Raw genomic sequence first — 14,727 nt, forward strand, 5'->3', positions numbered from 1 at the left:
TAGGTATGCAATACTCAGGCTGGCCCGAAACCGGCGAACTCGTCGTGGGCGAGGTGGACGAGATCGAGGACTTCGGTGTCTTCGTCGACCTCCTCGAGTACGAGGACAAGCGTGGGCTCGTCCACGTCAGCGAGGTAGCGAGCGGCTGGATCAAGAACGTCCGCGACCACGTCAACGTCGACGACGTGGTCGTCTGCAAGGTGCTCGACGTGAACACGTCGAGCCAGCAGGTCGACCTCTCGATCAAGGACGTCAACGACCACCAGCGCTCGGACAAGATTCAGGAGTGGAAAAACGAGCAGAAGGCCGACAAGTGGATGGAACTGGCCTTCGGCGAGGACGTCTCCGACGAGCAGTTCGCCGCCGTCGCCGGCGAACTCGTCGAGGAGTTCGGCAGCATGTACGCCGGCTTCGAGCAGGCGGCCATCCACGGACCAGACGCCCTCGACTCGACGGACCTCTCGGAGGACGAAGTCGACGCGTTGGTCGAGACCGCGAGAAGAAACGTCTCGGTCCCGTACGTGACCGTGACGGGCTACGTCGACCTCACGTCGCCGAACCCCGACGGCGTCGAGGACGTGCGCACCGCGATGGAGGCAGCCGCGGGCAACGGCGAGGTGCCAGACGAGGTGGACCTTGACGTGACCTACGTCGGCGCACCGGAGTACCGCATCCGCGTGCAGGCACCGAACTACGACGACGCGGAGTCCGAGCTCGAAGCGAGTGCGGCCCGTGCGAGCGACGCGATTTCGGCCGCGGGCGGGACGGCGGAGTTCCACCGCGACCGCCGTACCGACGACGAGTGAGATGAAAGCCGACATCCGCGTCTGTAGCGCGTGGGAGACGGCCCACGAGCGCCCGCGCTACACGCTGCAGGACCGCTGTCCCGACTGCGGGGCCGACACCGAAAACAGCGCGCCAGCGCCGTACAACCCTGAGGACCGCTACGGCGAGTATCGCCGCCGCGTCAAGCGCCGCGAGCGGGACGCGTAACCCCGAGCAACGACCGAATACGACTTACGTGCGGGCCTCCCGGTGTGGGTATGGACGAATTCGATGTACTCTGGCACACGGAGCCGTCGCTCGACAGCCCCGTACTCGTCGAGGGGTTACCGGGGGTCGGTCACGTCGGCAAGCTGGCGGCCGACCACCTCGTCGACGAGTTCGAGACGGACCACGTCGCGACGGTGTACTCCGAGCACTTCCCGCCGCAGGTCACCGTCGAGGACGGCGTCTCGAAGCTCGCGAGCGCGGAGTTTCACGCCGTCGACGCCGACGGCACCGACCTGCTCGTGTTGACGGGCGACCAGCAAGCCGGCGACGGCCCGGGCCACTACCGGCTCACCACGACGTTTCTGGACGTCGCCGCGGAGTGTGGCTGTGAGACCGCCTACGCGCTGGGTGGCGTCCCGACGGGGGAGCTCATCGAGGAGTACGGCGTCGTCGGCGCGGTCAGCGAGGCGTCGCTCGTCGAGCCGCTCGAGGACGCCGGCGTGGAGTTCCGCGACGACGAACCCGCGGGCGGCGTCGTCGGCGTCTCGGGACTCATCCTCGGACTCGGTGGCCGGCGCGGCTTCGAGGCCGCCTGTCTGATGGGTGAGACCTCGGGCTATCTGGTCGACCCGAAGAGCGCCCGCGCCGTGCTCGACGTGTTGTGTGCGAAACTCGGCTTCGAAGTGGACTACGAGTCGTTAGACGAGCGCGCCGACGAGATGGAGGAAGTGATGGAGAAGATGCAGGAGATGCAACAACAGAGCGCGCAGACGCCGGACGACGACCTGCGGTACATCGGCTGACGGCGAGAGATTCTTACGTCCCGTTCACATACGGCGGGTGTGCTCGCAGACATCGTCGCCGCCACTCCCGAGTGGGTCCGTCTCGGTCTCGTCGCCGGCGGCGTCGCGACGGTCGCCATCGCCGGCATCTTCATCGCCGGCGTGCGACTGTTTCCGACCGCACCCCGACAGTCGGACCAGCAGTTCGACGGGGACGGCCGCCGGCGCGGCGAGATTCGGGAGTATCTCGACTCTATCGGCGAACGCTACGTCGAGGACCACGCGCTCGACGCGGAGTCCGTCGCATTCTACCTGCCCGCCCGGGACGTGGCGATCACCTTCGACCCGCGGACGTTCTACCGACTCGGCGAGACCGAGACGCATCCGGTGCTCGTCGAGTACGAGATGCCGAGCGTGAATCTGGGGTATCGGCTCCCGTTCGTGACGCCCGAACCGGAACGCGACCGCGACCGCCGCGAGCAGTACCAACGCGAGATGGCCGAGTCCGGCGGCGACCACCGTCCGACGCGCGACGCCTACGAGACCCTCGGGGTTCCGACGACGGCCTCGGAGACGGAGATCCGGACCGCCTATCGAAATCGCGTGAAGGAGGTCCACCCCGACCACGGCGGCGACGAGGAGGCGTTCCGCCGGGTGCAGGAGGCGTACGCGACGGCGACACAATAGACAGCATGACACGAGTCGACATCACCGAGACGGTAGTAACGCAGTTGGCCGAACTTCTCGACAGCGGCGAACTCGATCAACCGACGAACTGGATGGGGACGCAGTTTCTCGCACAGGACTTCGGCTTCGAGGAGCTTGCGACGTTCGTCTTCGAGGCGGACGCCGCCACCTACTACGAGGCGGTGCGACGCGCCGAGAAACAGGCCGAGACCGACATCGAACTGCCCTAATCAGGCGTCGGTAACTTCGTAGGCCAGACCGCTGTCCCGGAGCGTGTCGGTCACGCGTCCGGTTCGGTCGGCGCTCACGACGACGACGACGTCCATCCCCCGCCCAGCGGCGTCCGCGGCGACCTCGCCGGCGGCGACGGTCACGTCGGTCTCGATGTCGGCCTCGCGGAGCGCGACGACCGCCTCCACCCCGTCGGCGGCGACGACTTCGGCAGAGCGAGCGGCGGTGAGCGTCTCGATGTCCGGTTCGACGCCCGCCCGCACGGGCGGGACCTGATACACCGTCACCTCGCCCGGCTCCAGGTCGATGACGCCCGCGAAGTTGGTGACGCCGACGACCGTCCCCTCGCTCGCGTCGGTGGTCGCGACCCCCGTCGCCGGTCCGGTCTCGCCCGGGGTCGCGTGGAGCAGTCCCGCCTCGATGGACAGGGAGACGGTTTCGCCCTCCTGGATTTCCGCCGTCGCGACGGCGGCGTCCTCCTGGACGGAGCCGAGCACGTCGTCGGTGACGTGGTCGGCAAACCGGCGCACGTCGTTGGCCTGCTGGAACAGCCAGTCGACGCCTTCGTTGGTGACGCGATACCGGGAGCGAGCCTCCTTCTCGACGAAGCCACGGTCCGCGAGGTCGCTGATGTACTCGGAGACGGCCTGAGAGGTGACGCCGACGGCCTCGGCGATCTCCTCCTGATTCACGGCGGGGCCACGCTCCGCGACCGCGGTCAGCACGCGGAACGTCGTCGCCGCCCGCTTGGTTTCGAGAACCTCGACCATACCGAACTGTTCCGCTCCAGTGTTCATAAACCCCGGCGTGGCGGTCGCGTCGTCTCTCCAGAGTGTTGTGGCCGCGAGCCTCTTTGTCGCTCGCCGCCCTACCAGAGACATGGAGCCGACGTACCGCGACCGGGCGGTCTATCTCCCCGCCCCCGAGACGCTCGTCGTCGCTGACCTGCACATCGGCCGCGACGAGGCGTCGAATCTGGAGCTTCGGGTCGGCGAGCACGGCGACCTCACGGCGCGGTTCGAGCGACTGCTCGCGCAGTTCTCGCCCAACGAAGTCGTCGTCGCCGGCGACTTCCTCCACTCGTTCTCGACGCTTCCCCGGGGGGTGCTGGAGACGGTTCGCGAACTGAAGGCCGCGTGTCGACAGACCGGCGCGCGACTCGTCGTCACCCCCGGCAACCACGACGCGATGCTGGGTGAGGTGTGGGACGGACCAACGGAGTCGGAACACTGGGTCGGCGACTGGGTCGTGTGTCACGGCCACGAGGAGCCGACGGCCGACGCCGACGGCTACATCGTCGGCCACGACCACCCGGCAATCGACATCGAGGGGCAGCGGCGACCCTGCTATCTCACCGGGGACGGCGTCTACGGCGACAGCGATCTCCTGATGCTGCCCGCCTTCACGCGACTCGCGGGCGGCGTCGAGGTGAACGCGATGTACGCCCGCCACTTCGACTCGCCGCTCGTGGAGACGACCCGCCCGCTCCGGCCCGTCGTGCGCGATCCCGACGCCGACGAGACGCTGACGTTTCCGCCGCTGGACGAGTTCCGCCGGCTGCTGTGAGGAAACTGCTTACCCCGAGCGCCCCGACCGTCGAGTGTGTACCACGGTATCGACTTCAGCGGCGCGGCCCGACCCGGCGACGACATCTGGCTTGCGAGCGCCCGCCCGACCGCCGACGGACTCAGACTCGACTCCTGTGTCTCTGCGGGCGAGCAGTTCGACGCGACCGGGCGAGAAGCCGTTCTCAGTGCGCTGCGCGCGTGGCTCGCTGATGTGGACGGTGTCGCCGGACTCGACGTATCCTTCGGTCTCCCGCGCGTGCTCGTCCCCACCGAGGCTTGCGACTCGTGGCCGGCGTTCCTCCGGTGGTTCGGCGCGACCTTCGCCGGAGACGACGGGAAGTCGATGCAGACCGCTCTGAAGGAGCGCGCTCGGGCCAGCGACGCCGACGGAATCGAACTCAAGCGGCGGACTGACAGCCCGACGGGCGCTTCCTCACCCTACTCGTTCATCACGCGCTACCAGACGCTCCACGGGATTCGCGACGTACTCGCCCCCCTCGTCCTCGGCGAGCGAGCGGGCGTCGAGCCGATGGCCCCGAGCGAGGGACCCACGCTGTGTGAAATCTATCCGGCGGCGACCTTGCGTGCGCTCTGTCTCCCCGACCAGCAGTACAAGGGAAACAAACACGACGGCGAGCGCGCCCGTCGCGAGGAAATCGTCGCCGGCCTGCGCGAGTGGGGCATGGCGATGGACGACGCGCTGGCCGAGCGACTGGTCGACGAATCGGGCGGTGACGCCCTCGATGCCGCCGTCGGAACTGTAGCCGTCGCGCGGGCTGTCGAGAACGACTTTGCCGTCGAGGAAGAGCGGTACGATTCGCTTGAGGGGTATATATACGTTTAAAAAGCGATAGCGGCGTTCAACACCGTCGCGAAGGAGACCCACGCGAGATACGGCACCACGAGCGCGGCCGCCGGCCGGTCCACGCGGTCGAAGGCGCGCATCGTGGCGAGAATTGCGACCCACAACACGGCGATGATAGCGAGTCCGGCGACGGGCGCGCGGAGTCCGAAGAACACCGGCGTCCACACGAGATTGACGGCGAACTGTCCGGCGAACAGCGCCAGCGCGCGCGACCGAGCGGGGCCGTCGGGCGTCTGCCACACCCGGTAGAGGGCGACGCCGAGCAGTGTAAACAGCAGCGTCCAGACGACGGGGAACGCGAGTTCCGGCGGAAAGAAGGCCGGCTTGTCGATCCACGAGGTGTCAGAGCCGACGAACAGTGCCGGAAGCGCACCGACCGCGTTCACACCGACGACGAAACCGGCCGCAGTCAGGAGGCCGCGCCCGTCCGGCACCGACAGGCCGCCGCTGTCTGTCTGCTGTTGCATATCTGCTCTACGCCCTCCGAGACGGTAGCTGTTTGCGTCGGTTCGCGACCGGCGTCGTTTTGCGTCTCGACCCGCTTGCTCTGGTAATGACCGACCCGGCGACGCTCTCCGTGACGCTTGTCGACGGCTACGTGGACGAGCCGGCCCACTTCGGCGTCCCGCCGTACATCTCGACGTACCCTCGGTACACGGCCGGCGCGCTCGTCGACGCCGGCGTCTCCGAATCGCAGATTACCTACCACACCATCGACGAACTCCGCGACGAGAAGTCAAAGTGGCGCGACGTGGAGGACGCCGACCTGTTCATCTACGTCGGCGGAATGACCGTCCCCGGCAGCTACGTCGGCGGGACGCCCGCCGAACCCGACGAGGTTCGCGAGCTCGCGTGGACCGCAGACGGCACGACCCTGATGGGTGGGCCAGTCCGATTCGGCGTCGGCGAGGAGAACGCCGGCGCACAGAACATGGAGCGTGACGACCTCGACTTCGATTATCTCGCGATGGCCGACGTAGAAGCCGCGGCCTACGACCTCGTCCACGGCGGGCTAGAGGGATTCGAGGACCGCTACCGGTCGAACGAGGAGCTGGCCCGGTGGGCCGCTGACGGCGCGTTCGTCATCGAACAACACCCCAACCACCCCGACTACCTCATCTGCGAAATGGAGACCTCCCGCGGCTGTGCCTACCGGTGTTCCTTCTGTACGGAGCCGATGTACGGCGACCCGGCCTTCCGGTCCGTTGACGCGGTGACCGGGGAAATCGAGGCGCTGTACGACCGCGGCGCGCGCCACTTCCGGCTTGGGCGACAGGCCGACATCCTCGCGTACGGCGGCGACGGCGAGGCCCCGAACCCAGACGCCCTTCACGACCTCTACAGCGGGATTCGCGAGGTGGCCCCCGACCTCGAGACGCTCCACCTCGACAACATGAACCCCGTCACTATCGTCGACTACCCCGAGCAGTCGCGGGAGGCGATTCGCACCATTGCGAAGTACAACACCGCCGGCGACACCGCGGCGTTCGGGCTGGAGTCGGCCGACCCTCTCGTCCAAGAGAAGAACAATCTGCTCGTCACGGCCGACGAGTGTCTCGAAGCCGTCCGCATCGTCAACGAGGAGGGTGGCTGGCGACCCGGTGAATCCCCCGAAGACGCCCCCTCCTTCGGGGAGGGGTCGGCGAACCGCCTGCCGAAGCTCCTGCCGGGAATCAATCTCGTCCACGGGCTGATGGGCGAACGCCCCGAGACGTACGAGCACAACAAGCAGTTCCTCCGGCGCGTGCTCGACGAGGGGCTGATGATCCGACGCATCAACATCCGGCAGGTGATGGCCTTCGAGGGGACGGAGATGGCCGAGACGGGTGCCGACATCGCGAAGGCGCACAAGCAGAACTTCAACGCCTACAAACAAGAGGTACGAGAGCAAATCGACAATCCGATGTTGAAACGGGTCGCACCCGTCGGGACCGTCCTCCCGGACGTGCACCTCGAATACCATCAGGACGGGCGCACCTTCGGTCGCCAGCTGGGCACGTACTCGCTGCTCATCGCCGTGCCCGGCGAACGAGAGCTGGGTCAGTCGATGGACGTAGCGATTACGGGCCACGGCTACCGGTCGGTGACCGGCGTCCCCCATCCGCTCGACGTGAACGAGGCGTCGATGGACGAACTGACGGCGATTCCGGGCATCGGCGACGGCACTGCAGGGAATATCGTTGTGGACCGGCCACATTCGGAACTCGACGCTCTCGCGCCGGAGGCCCCGACAGACGATTTCTTCAGCGCCGACTGAGCGACACGTTTTCGGCACCACCGGAAGGAGAGATGGTATGCCGCCACTTCACGAGGGACAGCGAGTCGCCGTACTGGCCGACTCACAGAACCTCTATCACTCCTCGCACAGCCTCTACTCCCGGAATATCGACTACGAGACGCTGCTCGATACCGTAGTCGCCGACCGCGAGCTCGTGCGCGCCATCGCGTACGTCATCCGGGCGGACTCCCCCAACGAGGAGGAGTTCTTCGAGGCTATTGAGGAGATCGGATTCGAGCCGAAGATCAAGGACATCAAGACGTTCGCCGACGGGTCGAAGAAGGCCGACTGGGACGTGGGTATCTCTCTCGATGCGGTTACGCTGGGCGATCACGTCGACGTGGTCGCGCTCTGTTCCGGTGACGGCGACTTCTCGCGGCTCTGCTCGCATCTCCGTCACCAGGGCGTTCGCGTCGAAGTGTTCTCCTTTGGCAACTCCGCGGCTGATGAACTGCTCGATGCCGCGGACTCGTTCGTCGACATGAGCGAGGAGAAAGAGCGGTTCCTCCTGTAGCTTCACTCGCCGGTTCTCGCAATACCACCCTACCGGTCGATGTCGTCTACGAGGTCCGCGGCGACACCGACGTAGTTTGTCGGCTCGAGCGCGTGAAGCTCCGCCCGGACCGACTCGCTCACGTCGAGGTCGTCGAACAGCGCCCGGAAATCGGCGAGCGTGACGCGCTGGCCCCGGGTGAGCTCCTTCACGCGCTCGTAGGCGTCGTCGTGGCCCTCGCGTCGAAGAATCGTCTGGACGGCTTCCCCGATGATCTCTGGCGTCGATTCGAGCTCCTCGCGCATCACCTGTTCGTTGGGCGTGACCTTCGCCAGCCCGCGGCTCGCCTTCTCGTAGCCGATGAGACAGTGGGCGAACGCTGCCCCGATATTTCGCTTTACAGTCGAGTCGGAGAGGTCACGCTGGAGCCGTGAGGTGGTGACGTAGTCGCCGAGGAAGACGAGGTCCGAATTCGCCTTCGAGAGGTTTCCTTCGCTGTTCTCGAAGTCGATGGGGTTCACCTTGTGTGGCATCGTCGAGGAACCGGTCTCGCCGGCGACGGTGTCCTGTCCGAGATAGCGCTTCGAGACGTACAGCCAGATGTCGCGGTCCATGTCGAGCAGGACGTTGTTGGCATTCCGGAGCGCGTCGAAGACGGATTGGAGGTCACCACAGGGGTTCACCTGCGTCGAGAGTGCCCGGTGAGAGAGCCCGAGCGAGGTGGTGAACGACTCCGAGAACGCCGGCCAGTCGATATCGGGGTAGGCGACTTCGTGAGCGGCGTAGGTCCCTGATGCGCCGGCGAGCTTGCCCGTGAGGTCCGCGGCGGCGCGGTCGAGTTCGGCGACAGCGCGCCCGAGTCTGGCGGCGTAGACGGCGAGTTCTTTCCCGAACGTCGTCGGCGTCGCTGGCTGACCGTGGGTGTGGGCCAACATCGCCACCCCGCGATGTTCCTGTGCCATCTGCGTCAGCGTGTCCCGAAGCTCTCGGAGCTTCGGAGCGAGCACCTCCTCGATTGCGGGCTTCACGAGCAGTCGCTGGGCGAGGTTGTTCACGTCCTCGCTGGTCAGCCCGAAGTGGATGAACGGGTGGGCCGGCTCGGGGGCGTGCTCGCGGATGAAGTACTCGACCGCCTTCACGTCGTGGTTGGTCGCGGCGTACTCCTTCCACCCCTCCGTCTCCAACTGCTTGACGACCGCGGCGTCGTCCTCGTCGAACGACTCGTAGCAGTCGCGGAGGCGGTCGCGCTCCCCCTGGGAGAGGTCGACCTCGTCGACGGTGTCGGCGAGCGTGATGAGGTACTCGACCTCTACGCGGACGCGGGCGCGGACGAGCGCCTGCTCGCTGGCGTACGGAACCAACGGCTCCGTGTAGCGGGCGTACCGGCCATCGAGTGGCGAGACGGCGGCGAGCGACGAACGACCTGTCATGATTCGCGCTCCAGACGGCGCGGCCAAAGGCGTGTCGATTGCGTGATACACGGCCGTGTTGACTCGTCTATTTATTGGCGGCTCAGACCCGCAGTACTGTGCACGAACGCGGATAGCGACCGGCTCGGGACCGCAACGTCTTTGCGTCGTCCGTCACCGACTCCGAGTATGAACGTCGCAGGCATGCTGTCGAATCGCGGGCGGAATCTCCTCCACGTCGCTGACACCGTCAATGAGGTCGACTTCTCCGTCGTCGTGAGCAACGACGCCGACGCGCCGGGGCTCGACGGTGCGAGCGAGCGCTCGATTCCGACCGAGGTCGTCGATCGCGGCGCGGACGAATCGCGAGAGGCCCACGAACGCCGGGTGCTCGACGCGCTCGACGGCTACGAGTTCGACTTGCTCCTCCTCGACGGCTATATGCGCGTGCTCACCGAGTCGTTTCTCGATTCGGTGCCGACGACGCTGAACGTCCACCCGAGTCTGCTCCCCTCCTTCGACGGCTTCGACGCCCACGAGCAGGTGCTCGAGTCCGGCGTCCGGATGACCGGCTGTACGGTCCACGTCGTCGACGAGACGGTCGACGGCGGGCCAATCGTCACCCAAGAGCCGATACCGGTCTTCGAGGACGACGACGAAGCGAGCCTGAAACAACGCGTCCTCTACGAGGGTGAGTTCAAGGCGTATCCCCGCGTCGTCCGGTGGTTCGCGAACGACCGCGTCACCGTCGCGGACGGCGAGGTGACCGTCGAGGGCGACGACGGCGGCGAGTTCCCAGAACGCCGGGTCGTCGCCGAGGAGTTCGCCGCCGACCTGCGCTACGGCGAGAATCCACACCAGGACGCCGCCCTCTACGCCGACCGCGCCGTCGAGGAGGCGAACGTCGTCACCGCGCCCCAACTCAACGAGGGCGCAAAGGCCCTTTCGTACAACAACTACAACGACGCCGACGCCGCCCTTGGACTGGTCACGGAGTTCGACGAGCCGGCGGCCGCGGTCATCAAACACACCAACCCGGCGGGGTGTGCGACGGCCGACACGCTCGCGGATGCGTACGCCGACGCGCTTGCGACCGACCCGATGAGCGCCTTCGGCGGTATCGTCGCGCTCAACCGCGAGTGTGACGCCGCCACCGCAGAGCAGGTCGTCGACTCGTTCAAGGAGGTCGTCGTCGCGCCCCGCTACACCGACGCCGCGCTCGACGTGCTCTGTGAGAAGGACAACCTCCGCGTGCTCGCCGTCGGCGACCTCGACCACGAGGACACCGGTCCGGCACTCACCGAGAAGCCACTCGTCGGTGGCCGTCTCGTGCAGGAGCGCGACACGTGGGCACCCGAGCGCGAGGACCTCGAGTTCGTCACCGAGCGCGAACCGACCGACGAGGAGGTCGAGACGGTGCTGTTCGCGTGGCGTGTGCTCAAACACGTCAAGTCGAACGGAATCCTGTTCGCCTCGGGCACCGAGACGGTCGGGGTCGGGATGGGCCAAGTCTCCCGCGTCGACGCGGTCCGACTCGCCGCGATGAAGGCCGACGAACACGCCGAGGGGAAGGGAAGCGACGGCGCGGTGATGGCGTCTGACGCCTTCTTCCCGTTCCCGGACGGTATCGAAGAGGCCGCCGAGGCGGGCATCGAGGCCGTCATCCAGCCCGGTGGGTCGGTCAACGACGAGGACGTCATTGAGGCCGCCGACGAGCACGGGATGGCGATGGCGTTCACCGGGAACCGGACCTTCCGTCACCAGTAGCACTTTTTGCTGGCTCGTGCCTTCCGACAGTATGGCTGTACTCGACGACCGACGGCTGTGGTGGCTCTCGGGGGGACTGGTGTTCGTCTTGCTCGCCGGCCTGAGCGTGACCGCCGTCGGTCTCCTCCGGCTCGTGGGCACATTCGCCGGCGACCCGACGCCCGGAATGGTGTTTTCCGTCGTCGTTCCGTATCTCGTCGGGCTGCTCGTGCTCGCCGTCGTCGGGATTGGAATGTTCGCGTGGCTGGTCCTGCTGCTCGCCCGCCACGCCAGCGACGAGTTCGAGTCCCGACGACTCCGGGAGGTGTCAGAGCGTGCCGCCGAGAGTGAGGTCGTGAAGCTGCTCCGGTGAGGCTGGGTCTGGCTTTGGATACTGTCTCTGGTCTCTTCTTCTGGGGTGCTTGGATGGCCTGAGTGTGTCCGGCCGTGTCGCGGTCTTGCCGGCGGTTGCACCGCCGGCTGCCCGGGAGAGCGTCGCTCGTTCCCGATAGCGGCCACGGACCCGACCGAGTGAACGCGACACACCAGCCACTTTCAGCCCCCCGAACCACCCACGAGCCTCCCCAGCCGACTCATTCGTTTCACTCACTCGTCCACTGTCAGAGCAAGCGCTGACAAACCGTCGCTCGGTGCCCTCGCGACGACCTCGCGCTGACTCGCGCGCACAGGGCGCGCTCGGACCACGCCACCGCCTCGAGTCACTCGATTAAGCAACCGGGGCGGTGGCCTGACGCACCGCTCGCCGTGCGAGCGTGTGCGTCGTGGGGAACGGTTGGTGCGGTGCGGTTTCCCCGAGGCCAAGCAATCGGAGTGGTCGCGGTACTGTCAGAATCGAAGTCATCAGCGCGGTACTGTCGAAACCGAAGCCAAACACGTACAGTCCCACTGTCACACGAAAATAATCCAGACACAGATGCCCGTCTCCGACACGCCTAAACACGCGCCCGAACGACCACGAGTATGCAGTATCACGAGGCGGCGACGTGGCTGTTCGACCTCCGGCGACACTCCCCCCGCACGGGCGTCGAACACACGCGTCACCTCCTCGATTCGCTCGACTCGCCCGACGAGAGCTACGTCGTCGTCCAGATCGCCGGCTCGAACGGCAAAGGCTCGACCGCCGCACTGCTCGACCGCGTCCTCCGCGAGGCCGGTCTCGACGTGGGGCTGTACACCTCACCGCACCTCTCGGACGTGCGCGAACGCGTACAGGTCAACGGCCGGAAGATGCCGAAACGCGCGCTCGCCGAGTACGTCGAAACGGCGAAATCGTACGTTACCGACCGCGGGGCCGCCGGAGAGTCGCCGACCTTCTTCGAGACCGTCACGGGAATGGCGCTGTGGGAGTTCGACAGACAGGAAGTCGACGTAGCAATCCTCGAAGTCGGTATCGGCGGGCAACACGACGCCACCTCCGCGACGACTCCGGTCGCCAGCGCAGTCGCGAGCGTCACGCTGGAACACGCCGACCTGCTCGGCGACACCGAGGCAGAAATCGCACGGGACAAGGCCCACGTCGCGACTGACCGGCCCCTCGTCACCGCGACCACGGGCGAGGCGCTCGACGCGGTTCGCGACCACACCGACGGCAACGTCCACACCGTCGGCGCGGCGGGAAGCGACGTGACCACGCGTTATGAGGGCCGCGTCGGTATCGAAGGGAAAGTCTCACTCGCCGGTCCCGACTGGACGGTCGAGACGCGACTCGCGATGCTCGGCGCACACCAAGCAAAGAACGCCGGCGTCGCGGCCGCCCTCGCCCGACAGGTCGGTGAGGAACTCGACGTCCCCGTGACGACCGACGACCTCGCGCGCGGACTCCGGAGCGCCCACTGGCCCGGCCGATTCGAGCTGATGGGCCGAGAGCCGTTGGTCGTGCTCGACGGCGCACACAACCCCGGTAGCTGCGAGACGCTCACCGACACGCTCGGGGCGTTCGACTACGACGACTGTCACCTCGTCGTCGGCGCGATGAGCGACAAGGACCACGCCGGCATGGCAGCTGCCCTCCCTACTGGTGACGAAATCTACACCTGTCGTCCCGACTTCACGCGAGCCGAACGCCCGGAGGTGTTGGCGGAGTCGTTCCCGGACGCGACGCCGTTCGACACCGTCGGCGCGGCCGTCGACACCGCCCTCGACGCTGCTGATTCGTCGGATGCGGTCGTGGTCTGTGGCTCGCTGTTCGTCGTCGCCGAGGCCAGAGAGCGCTGGACCGCGACACCGACGCCGAAGCAAGTTCGCGACGCCGACGACGCCCGCACGGCCCTCGACGGGGCGGACGTACCAGCGTCCGACCAGCACCCGGACGAGATAGTCCGCGAGACGCGGACACTGACCGTTCGCCCGGCGCAGGCGCGGCGACTCGACACCGCGATGGCAGCCGTCGGCGGAAGCTGTTCGGTGTCGGGACTCGACGCGCAGCCCCGCGAACCGGTCTCGGTCGTCCTGTCCGGCACGACCGCGGAGTTCGAGACGCTCGATGCGCGACTCCGCGCCGACGACCCCGTGCTCGCCAACCGCGTCGCCGTCGCCGACCCCGAGACCGACGCCGACTACCCGTGGACCGACCGTACCGCAGTCATGGGAATTCTGAACGTCACGCCCGACTCCTTCCACGACGGCGGCGAGTACGACGCCGTCGACGCTGCGGTCGAGCGCGCCGAGGAAATCGTTGCCGAGGGTGCAGACATCGTCGACATCGGCGGGGAGTCGACGCGTCCGGGCGCAGAGCCGGTCCCCGTCGACGAGGAGATCGACCGGCTCGTCCCGGTCGTCGAGCGCATCGGCGACCTCGACGCGCTCATTTCCGTCGACACCCGACGCGCCGAGACCGCACGCGCGGCCCTCGATGCCGGCGCTGACATCATCAACGACGTGTCCGGGCTTGCCGACCCGGGGATGCGCTTTGTCGCCGCCGAGTACGACGTACCGGTCGTCGTGATGCACTCCATCAACGCCCCCGTCGACCCCGACGTGACGGTCGAGTACGACGACGTGGTGAGTGACACGATTGCCCAGCTCCGCGAGCGCATCCTGCTCGCCGAGCGGGCCGGTCTTTCACGTGACCAGATCATCGTCGACCCCGGTATCGGCTTCGGGAAGTCGGCAACCGAGAGCTTCGAGCTGTTAGACCGGACGGGTGAGTTCGCCGCGCTCGGCTGCCCGGTCTTGGTGGGTCACTCACACAAATCGCTGTTCGCGCGTGTCGAGCGAGAGACCGGCGACCGGTACGAGGCGACCGTCGCCGGCAGCGCTATCGCCGCCGACCGCGGGGCCGACATCGTGCGCGTCCACGATGTGGCGGGGAACGTCGCCGCCGTCCGCGTCGCGGAAGAGACCCGCACTCAGGGCTCGTGAATCGTCCACTCGTCGGTCGCGACCGCTGATTCGAGCGGGCTGTCTTCCTCCGCTGCCATGTTCGTGAGTCCGATCTGAACGGCGCGCCGAGGTGCGAACACGCGGTTCGTGAGCTCTGCGGTCGTGACGTGGACCGTCCCGCCGCCCTCTTCTTTGAGGACGCGCGCGAGTTCCTGCTGGAGCGCACTACAGGTGTCGAGATAGCTGTCGCGGGCGGTCGCCGGGTCCTCGGTGTCGAACGCGTCCATCAGCGTCTCGGGGTCGAGTTCGGGCGGAATAGCTCCCATACGCGTC

Annotated in this window: 16 protein-coding genes; 12 read left to right on the forward strand and 4 right to left on the reverse strand. The window is 67.1% G+C overall.

Annotation, left to right across the window (positions count from 1 at the left end; all coding sequences use genetic code 11):
- The first annotated feature begins 5 nt into the window (after positions 1 to 5).
- Genes DMP03_RS03190 through DMP03_RS03210 form a run of 5 tightly spaced genes read left to right on the forward strand, consistent with a single transcriptional unit; the run spans position 6 to position 2,692 of the window.
- Complete coding sequence (locus DMP03_RS03190; RefSeq protein WP_152119267.1) at positions 6 to 806, forward strand: translation initiation factor IF-2 subunit alpha; 801 nt, start codon at positions 6 to 8, stop codon at positions 804 to 806.
- A gap of 1 nt (position 807) precedes the next feature.
- On the forward strand, positions 808 to 993 hold the full coding sequence (locus DMP03_RS03195; protein WP_123124225.1) for an RNA-protein complex protein Nop10: 186 nt from the start codon (positions 808 to 810) through the stop codon (positions 991 to 993).
- 50 nt (positions 994 to 1,043) lie between these two features.
- Positions 1,044 to 1,796 (forward strand): proteasome assembly chaperone family protein, encoded by a 753-nt coding sequence (locus DMP03_RS03200; protein ID WP_152119268.1) that lies wholly within the window; start codon positions 1,044 to 1,046, stop codon positions 1,794 to 1,796.
- A 39-nt stretch (positions 1,797 to 1,835) separates the two neighbouring features.
- Positions 1,836 to 2,462, forward strand: coding sequence for a J domain-containing protein (locus DMP03_RS03205; protein WP_197739280.1), 627 nt, complete (start codon positions 1,836 to 1,838; stop codon positions 2,460 to 2,462).
- Positions 2,463 to 2,467: 5 nt separating this feature from the next.
- Positions 2,468 to 2,692, forward strand: a complete 225-nt coding sequence (locus DMP03_RS03210) for a hypothetical protein (RefSeq protein ID WP_152119269.1) — start codon at positions 2,468 to 2,470, stop codon at positions 2,690 to 2,692.
- Here DMP03_RS03210 and DMP03_RS03215 read toward each other — a convergent pair whose 3' ends face one another.
- Complete coding sequence (locus DMP03_RS03215) at positions 2,693 to 3,463, reverse strand: DUF7839 domain-containing protein (protein ID WP_152119270.1); 771 nt, start codon at positions 3,461 to 3,463, stop codon at positions 2,693 to 2,695.
- 109 nt (positions 3,464 to 3,572) lie between these two features.
- Between DMP03_RS03215 and DMP03_RS03220 the strand changes: the two genes are divergently transcribed.
- Positions 3,573 to 4,259, forward strand: coding sequence for a metallophosphoesterase (locus DMP03_RS03220; RefSeq protein ID WP_152119271.1), 687 nt, complete (start codon positions 3,573 to 3,575; stop codon positions 4,257 to 4,259).
- 36 nt (positions 4,260 to 4,295) lie between these two features.
- A complete protein-coding gene (locus DMP03_RS03225; protein WP_152119272.1) occupies positions 4,296 to 5,105 on the forward strand; it encodes a DUF429 domain-containing protein in 810 nt (269 codons plus the stop codon).
- Here the strand turns inward: DMP03_RS03225 and DMP03_RS03230 are convergent.
- A complete protein-coding gene (locus tag DMP03_RS03230) occupies positions 5,102 to 5,593 on the reverse strand; it encodes a TspO/MBR family protein (RefSeq protein ID WP_152119273.1) in 492 nt (163 codons plus the stop codon). The genes DMP03_RS03225 and DMP03_RS03230 overlap by 4 nt on opposite strands.
- Before the next feature lie 86 nt (positions 5,594 to 5,679).
- Here DMP03_RS03230 and DMP03_RS03235 point away from each other — a divergent pair, with 86 nt between their 5' ends.
- Positions 5,680 to 7,383, forward strand: coding sequence for a radical SAM protein (locus DMP03_RS03235; protein WP_152119274.1), 1,704 nt, complete (start codon positions 5,680 to 5,682; stop codon positions 7,381 to 7,383).
- Positions 7,384 to 7,420: 37 nt separating this feature from the next.
- Positions 7,421 to 7,918: a LabA-like NYN domain-containing protein gene (locus tag DMP03_RS03240; protein ID WP_152119275.1), complete on the forward strand. Its 498-nt coding sequence runs from the start codon at positions 7,421 to 7,423 to the stop codon at positions 7,916 to 7,918.
- 29 nt (positions 7,919 to 7,947) lie between these two features.
- Here DMP03_RS03240 and purB read toward each other — a convergent pair whose 3' ends face one another.
- The gene (gene purB / locus DMP03_RS03245) at positions 7,948 to 9,327 is read right to left on the reverse strand and encodes an adenylosuccinate lyase (protein ID WP_152119276.1); all 1,380 of its coding nucleotides are present in this window, start codon (positions 9,325 to 9,327) and stop codon (positions 7,948 to 7,950) included.
- A 168-nt stretch (positions 9,328 to 9,495) separates the two neighbouring features.
- On the opposite strand from purB, the gene purH reads away from it, so the two are divergent.
- The 3 genes from purH to folP all read left to right on the forward strand — a co-directional run bounded on the left by purH (position 9,496) and on the right by folP (position 14,433).
- Positions 9,496 to 11,073 carry a bifunctional phosphoribosylaminoimidazolecarboxamide formyltransferase/IMP cyclohydrolase gene (purH, locus tag DMP03_RS03250; RefSeq protein WP_152119277.1) on the forward strand — a complete coding sequence of 526 codons (1,578 nt, stop codon included), beginning with the start codon at positions 9,496 to 9,498 and terminating at the stop codon, positions 11,071 to 11,073.
- Positions 11,074 to 11,104: 31 nt separating this feature from the next.
- Positions 11,105 to 11,425, forward strand: coding sequence for a hypothetical protein (locus DMP03_RS03255; protein WP_152119278.1), 321 nt, complete (start codon positions 11,105 to 11,107; stop codon positions 11,423 to 11,425).
- A gap of 608 nt (positions 11,426 to 12,033) precedes the next feature.
- Complete coding sequence (gene folP, locus DMP03_RS03260) at positions 12,034 to 14,433, forward strand: dihydropteroate synthase (protein WP_152119279.1); 2,400 nt, start codon at positions 12,034 to 12,036, stop codon at positions 14,431 to 14,433.
- Here the strand turns inward: folP and DMP03_RS03265 are convergent.
- Positions 14,421 to 14,720, reverse strand: coding sequence for a hypothetical protein (locus DMP03_RS03265; RefSeq protein ID WP_152119280.1), 300 nt, complete (start codon positions 14,718 to 14,720; stop codon positions 14,421 to 14,423). The genes folP and DMP03_RS03265 overlap by 13 nt on opposite strands.
- Between the last annotated feature and the right edge of the window lie 7 nt (positions 14,721 to 14,727).

It is taken from the genome of Halosegnis rubeus (assembly GCF_009184545.1).
GTDB lineage: Archaea > Halobacteriota > Halobacteria > Halobacteriales > Haloarculaceae > Halosegnis > Halosegnis rubeus.

Bases quoted from the DNA above. Each gene is read 5' to 3' on its own strand.
- DMP03_RS03190 (WP_152119267.1), top strand. From the start codon at position 6: ATGCAATACTCAGGCTGGCCCGAAACCGGCGAACTCGTCGTGGGCGAG.
- DMP03_RS03195 (WP_123124225.1), top strand. From the start codon at position 808: ATGAAAGCCGACATCCGCGTCTGTAGCGCGTGGGAGACGGCCCACGAG.
- DMP03_RS03200 (WP_152119268.1), top strand. From the start codon at position 1,044: ATGGACGAATTCGATGTACTCTGGCACACGGAGCCGTCGCTCGACAGC.
- DMP03_RS03210 (WP_152119269.1), top strand. From the start codon at position 2,468: ATGACACGAGTCGACATCACCGAGACGGTAGTAACGCAGTTGGCCGAA.
- DMP03_RS03215 (WP_152119270.1), bottom strand. From the start codon at position 3,463: ATGGTCGAGGTTCTCGAAACCAAGCGGGCGGCGACGACGTTCCGCGTG.
- DMP03_RS03220 (WP_152119271.1), top strand. From the start codon at position 3,573: ATGGAGCCGACGTACCGCGACCGGGCGGTCTATCTCCCCGCCCCCGAG.
- DMP03_RS03230 (WP_152119273.1), bottom strand. From the start codon at position 5,593: ATGCAACAGCAGACAGACAGCGGCGGCCTGTCGGTGCCGGACGGGCGC.
- DMP03_RS03235 (WP_152119274.1), top strand. From the start codon at position 5,680: ATGACCGACCCGGCGACGCTCTCCGTGACGCTTGTCGACGGCTACGTG.
- DMP03_RS03240 (WP_152119275.1), top strand. From the start codon at position 7,421: ATGCCGCCACTTCACGAGGGACAGCGAGTCGCCGTACTGGCCGACTCA.
- purB (WP_152119276.1), bottom strand. From the start codon at position 9,327: ATGACAGGTCGTTCGTCGCTCGCCGCCGTCTCGCCACTCGATGGCCGG.
- purH (WP_152119277.1), top strand. From the start codon at position 9,496: ATGAACGTCGCAGGCATGCTGTCGAATCGCGGGCGGAATCTCCTCCAC.
- DMP03_RS03255 (WP_152119278.1), top strand. From the start codon at position 11,105: ATGGCTGTACTCGACGACCGACGGCTGTGGTGGCTCTCGGGGGGACTG.
- folP (WP_152119279.1), top strand. From the start codon at position 12,034: ATGCAGTATCACGAGGCGGCGACGTGGCTGTTCGACCTCCGGCGACAC.
- DMP03_RS03265 (WP_152119280.1), bottom strand. From the start codon at position 14,720: ATGGGAGCTATTCCGCCCGAACTCGACCCCGAGACGCTGATGGACGCG.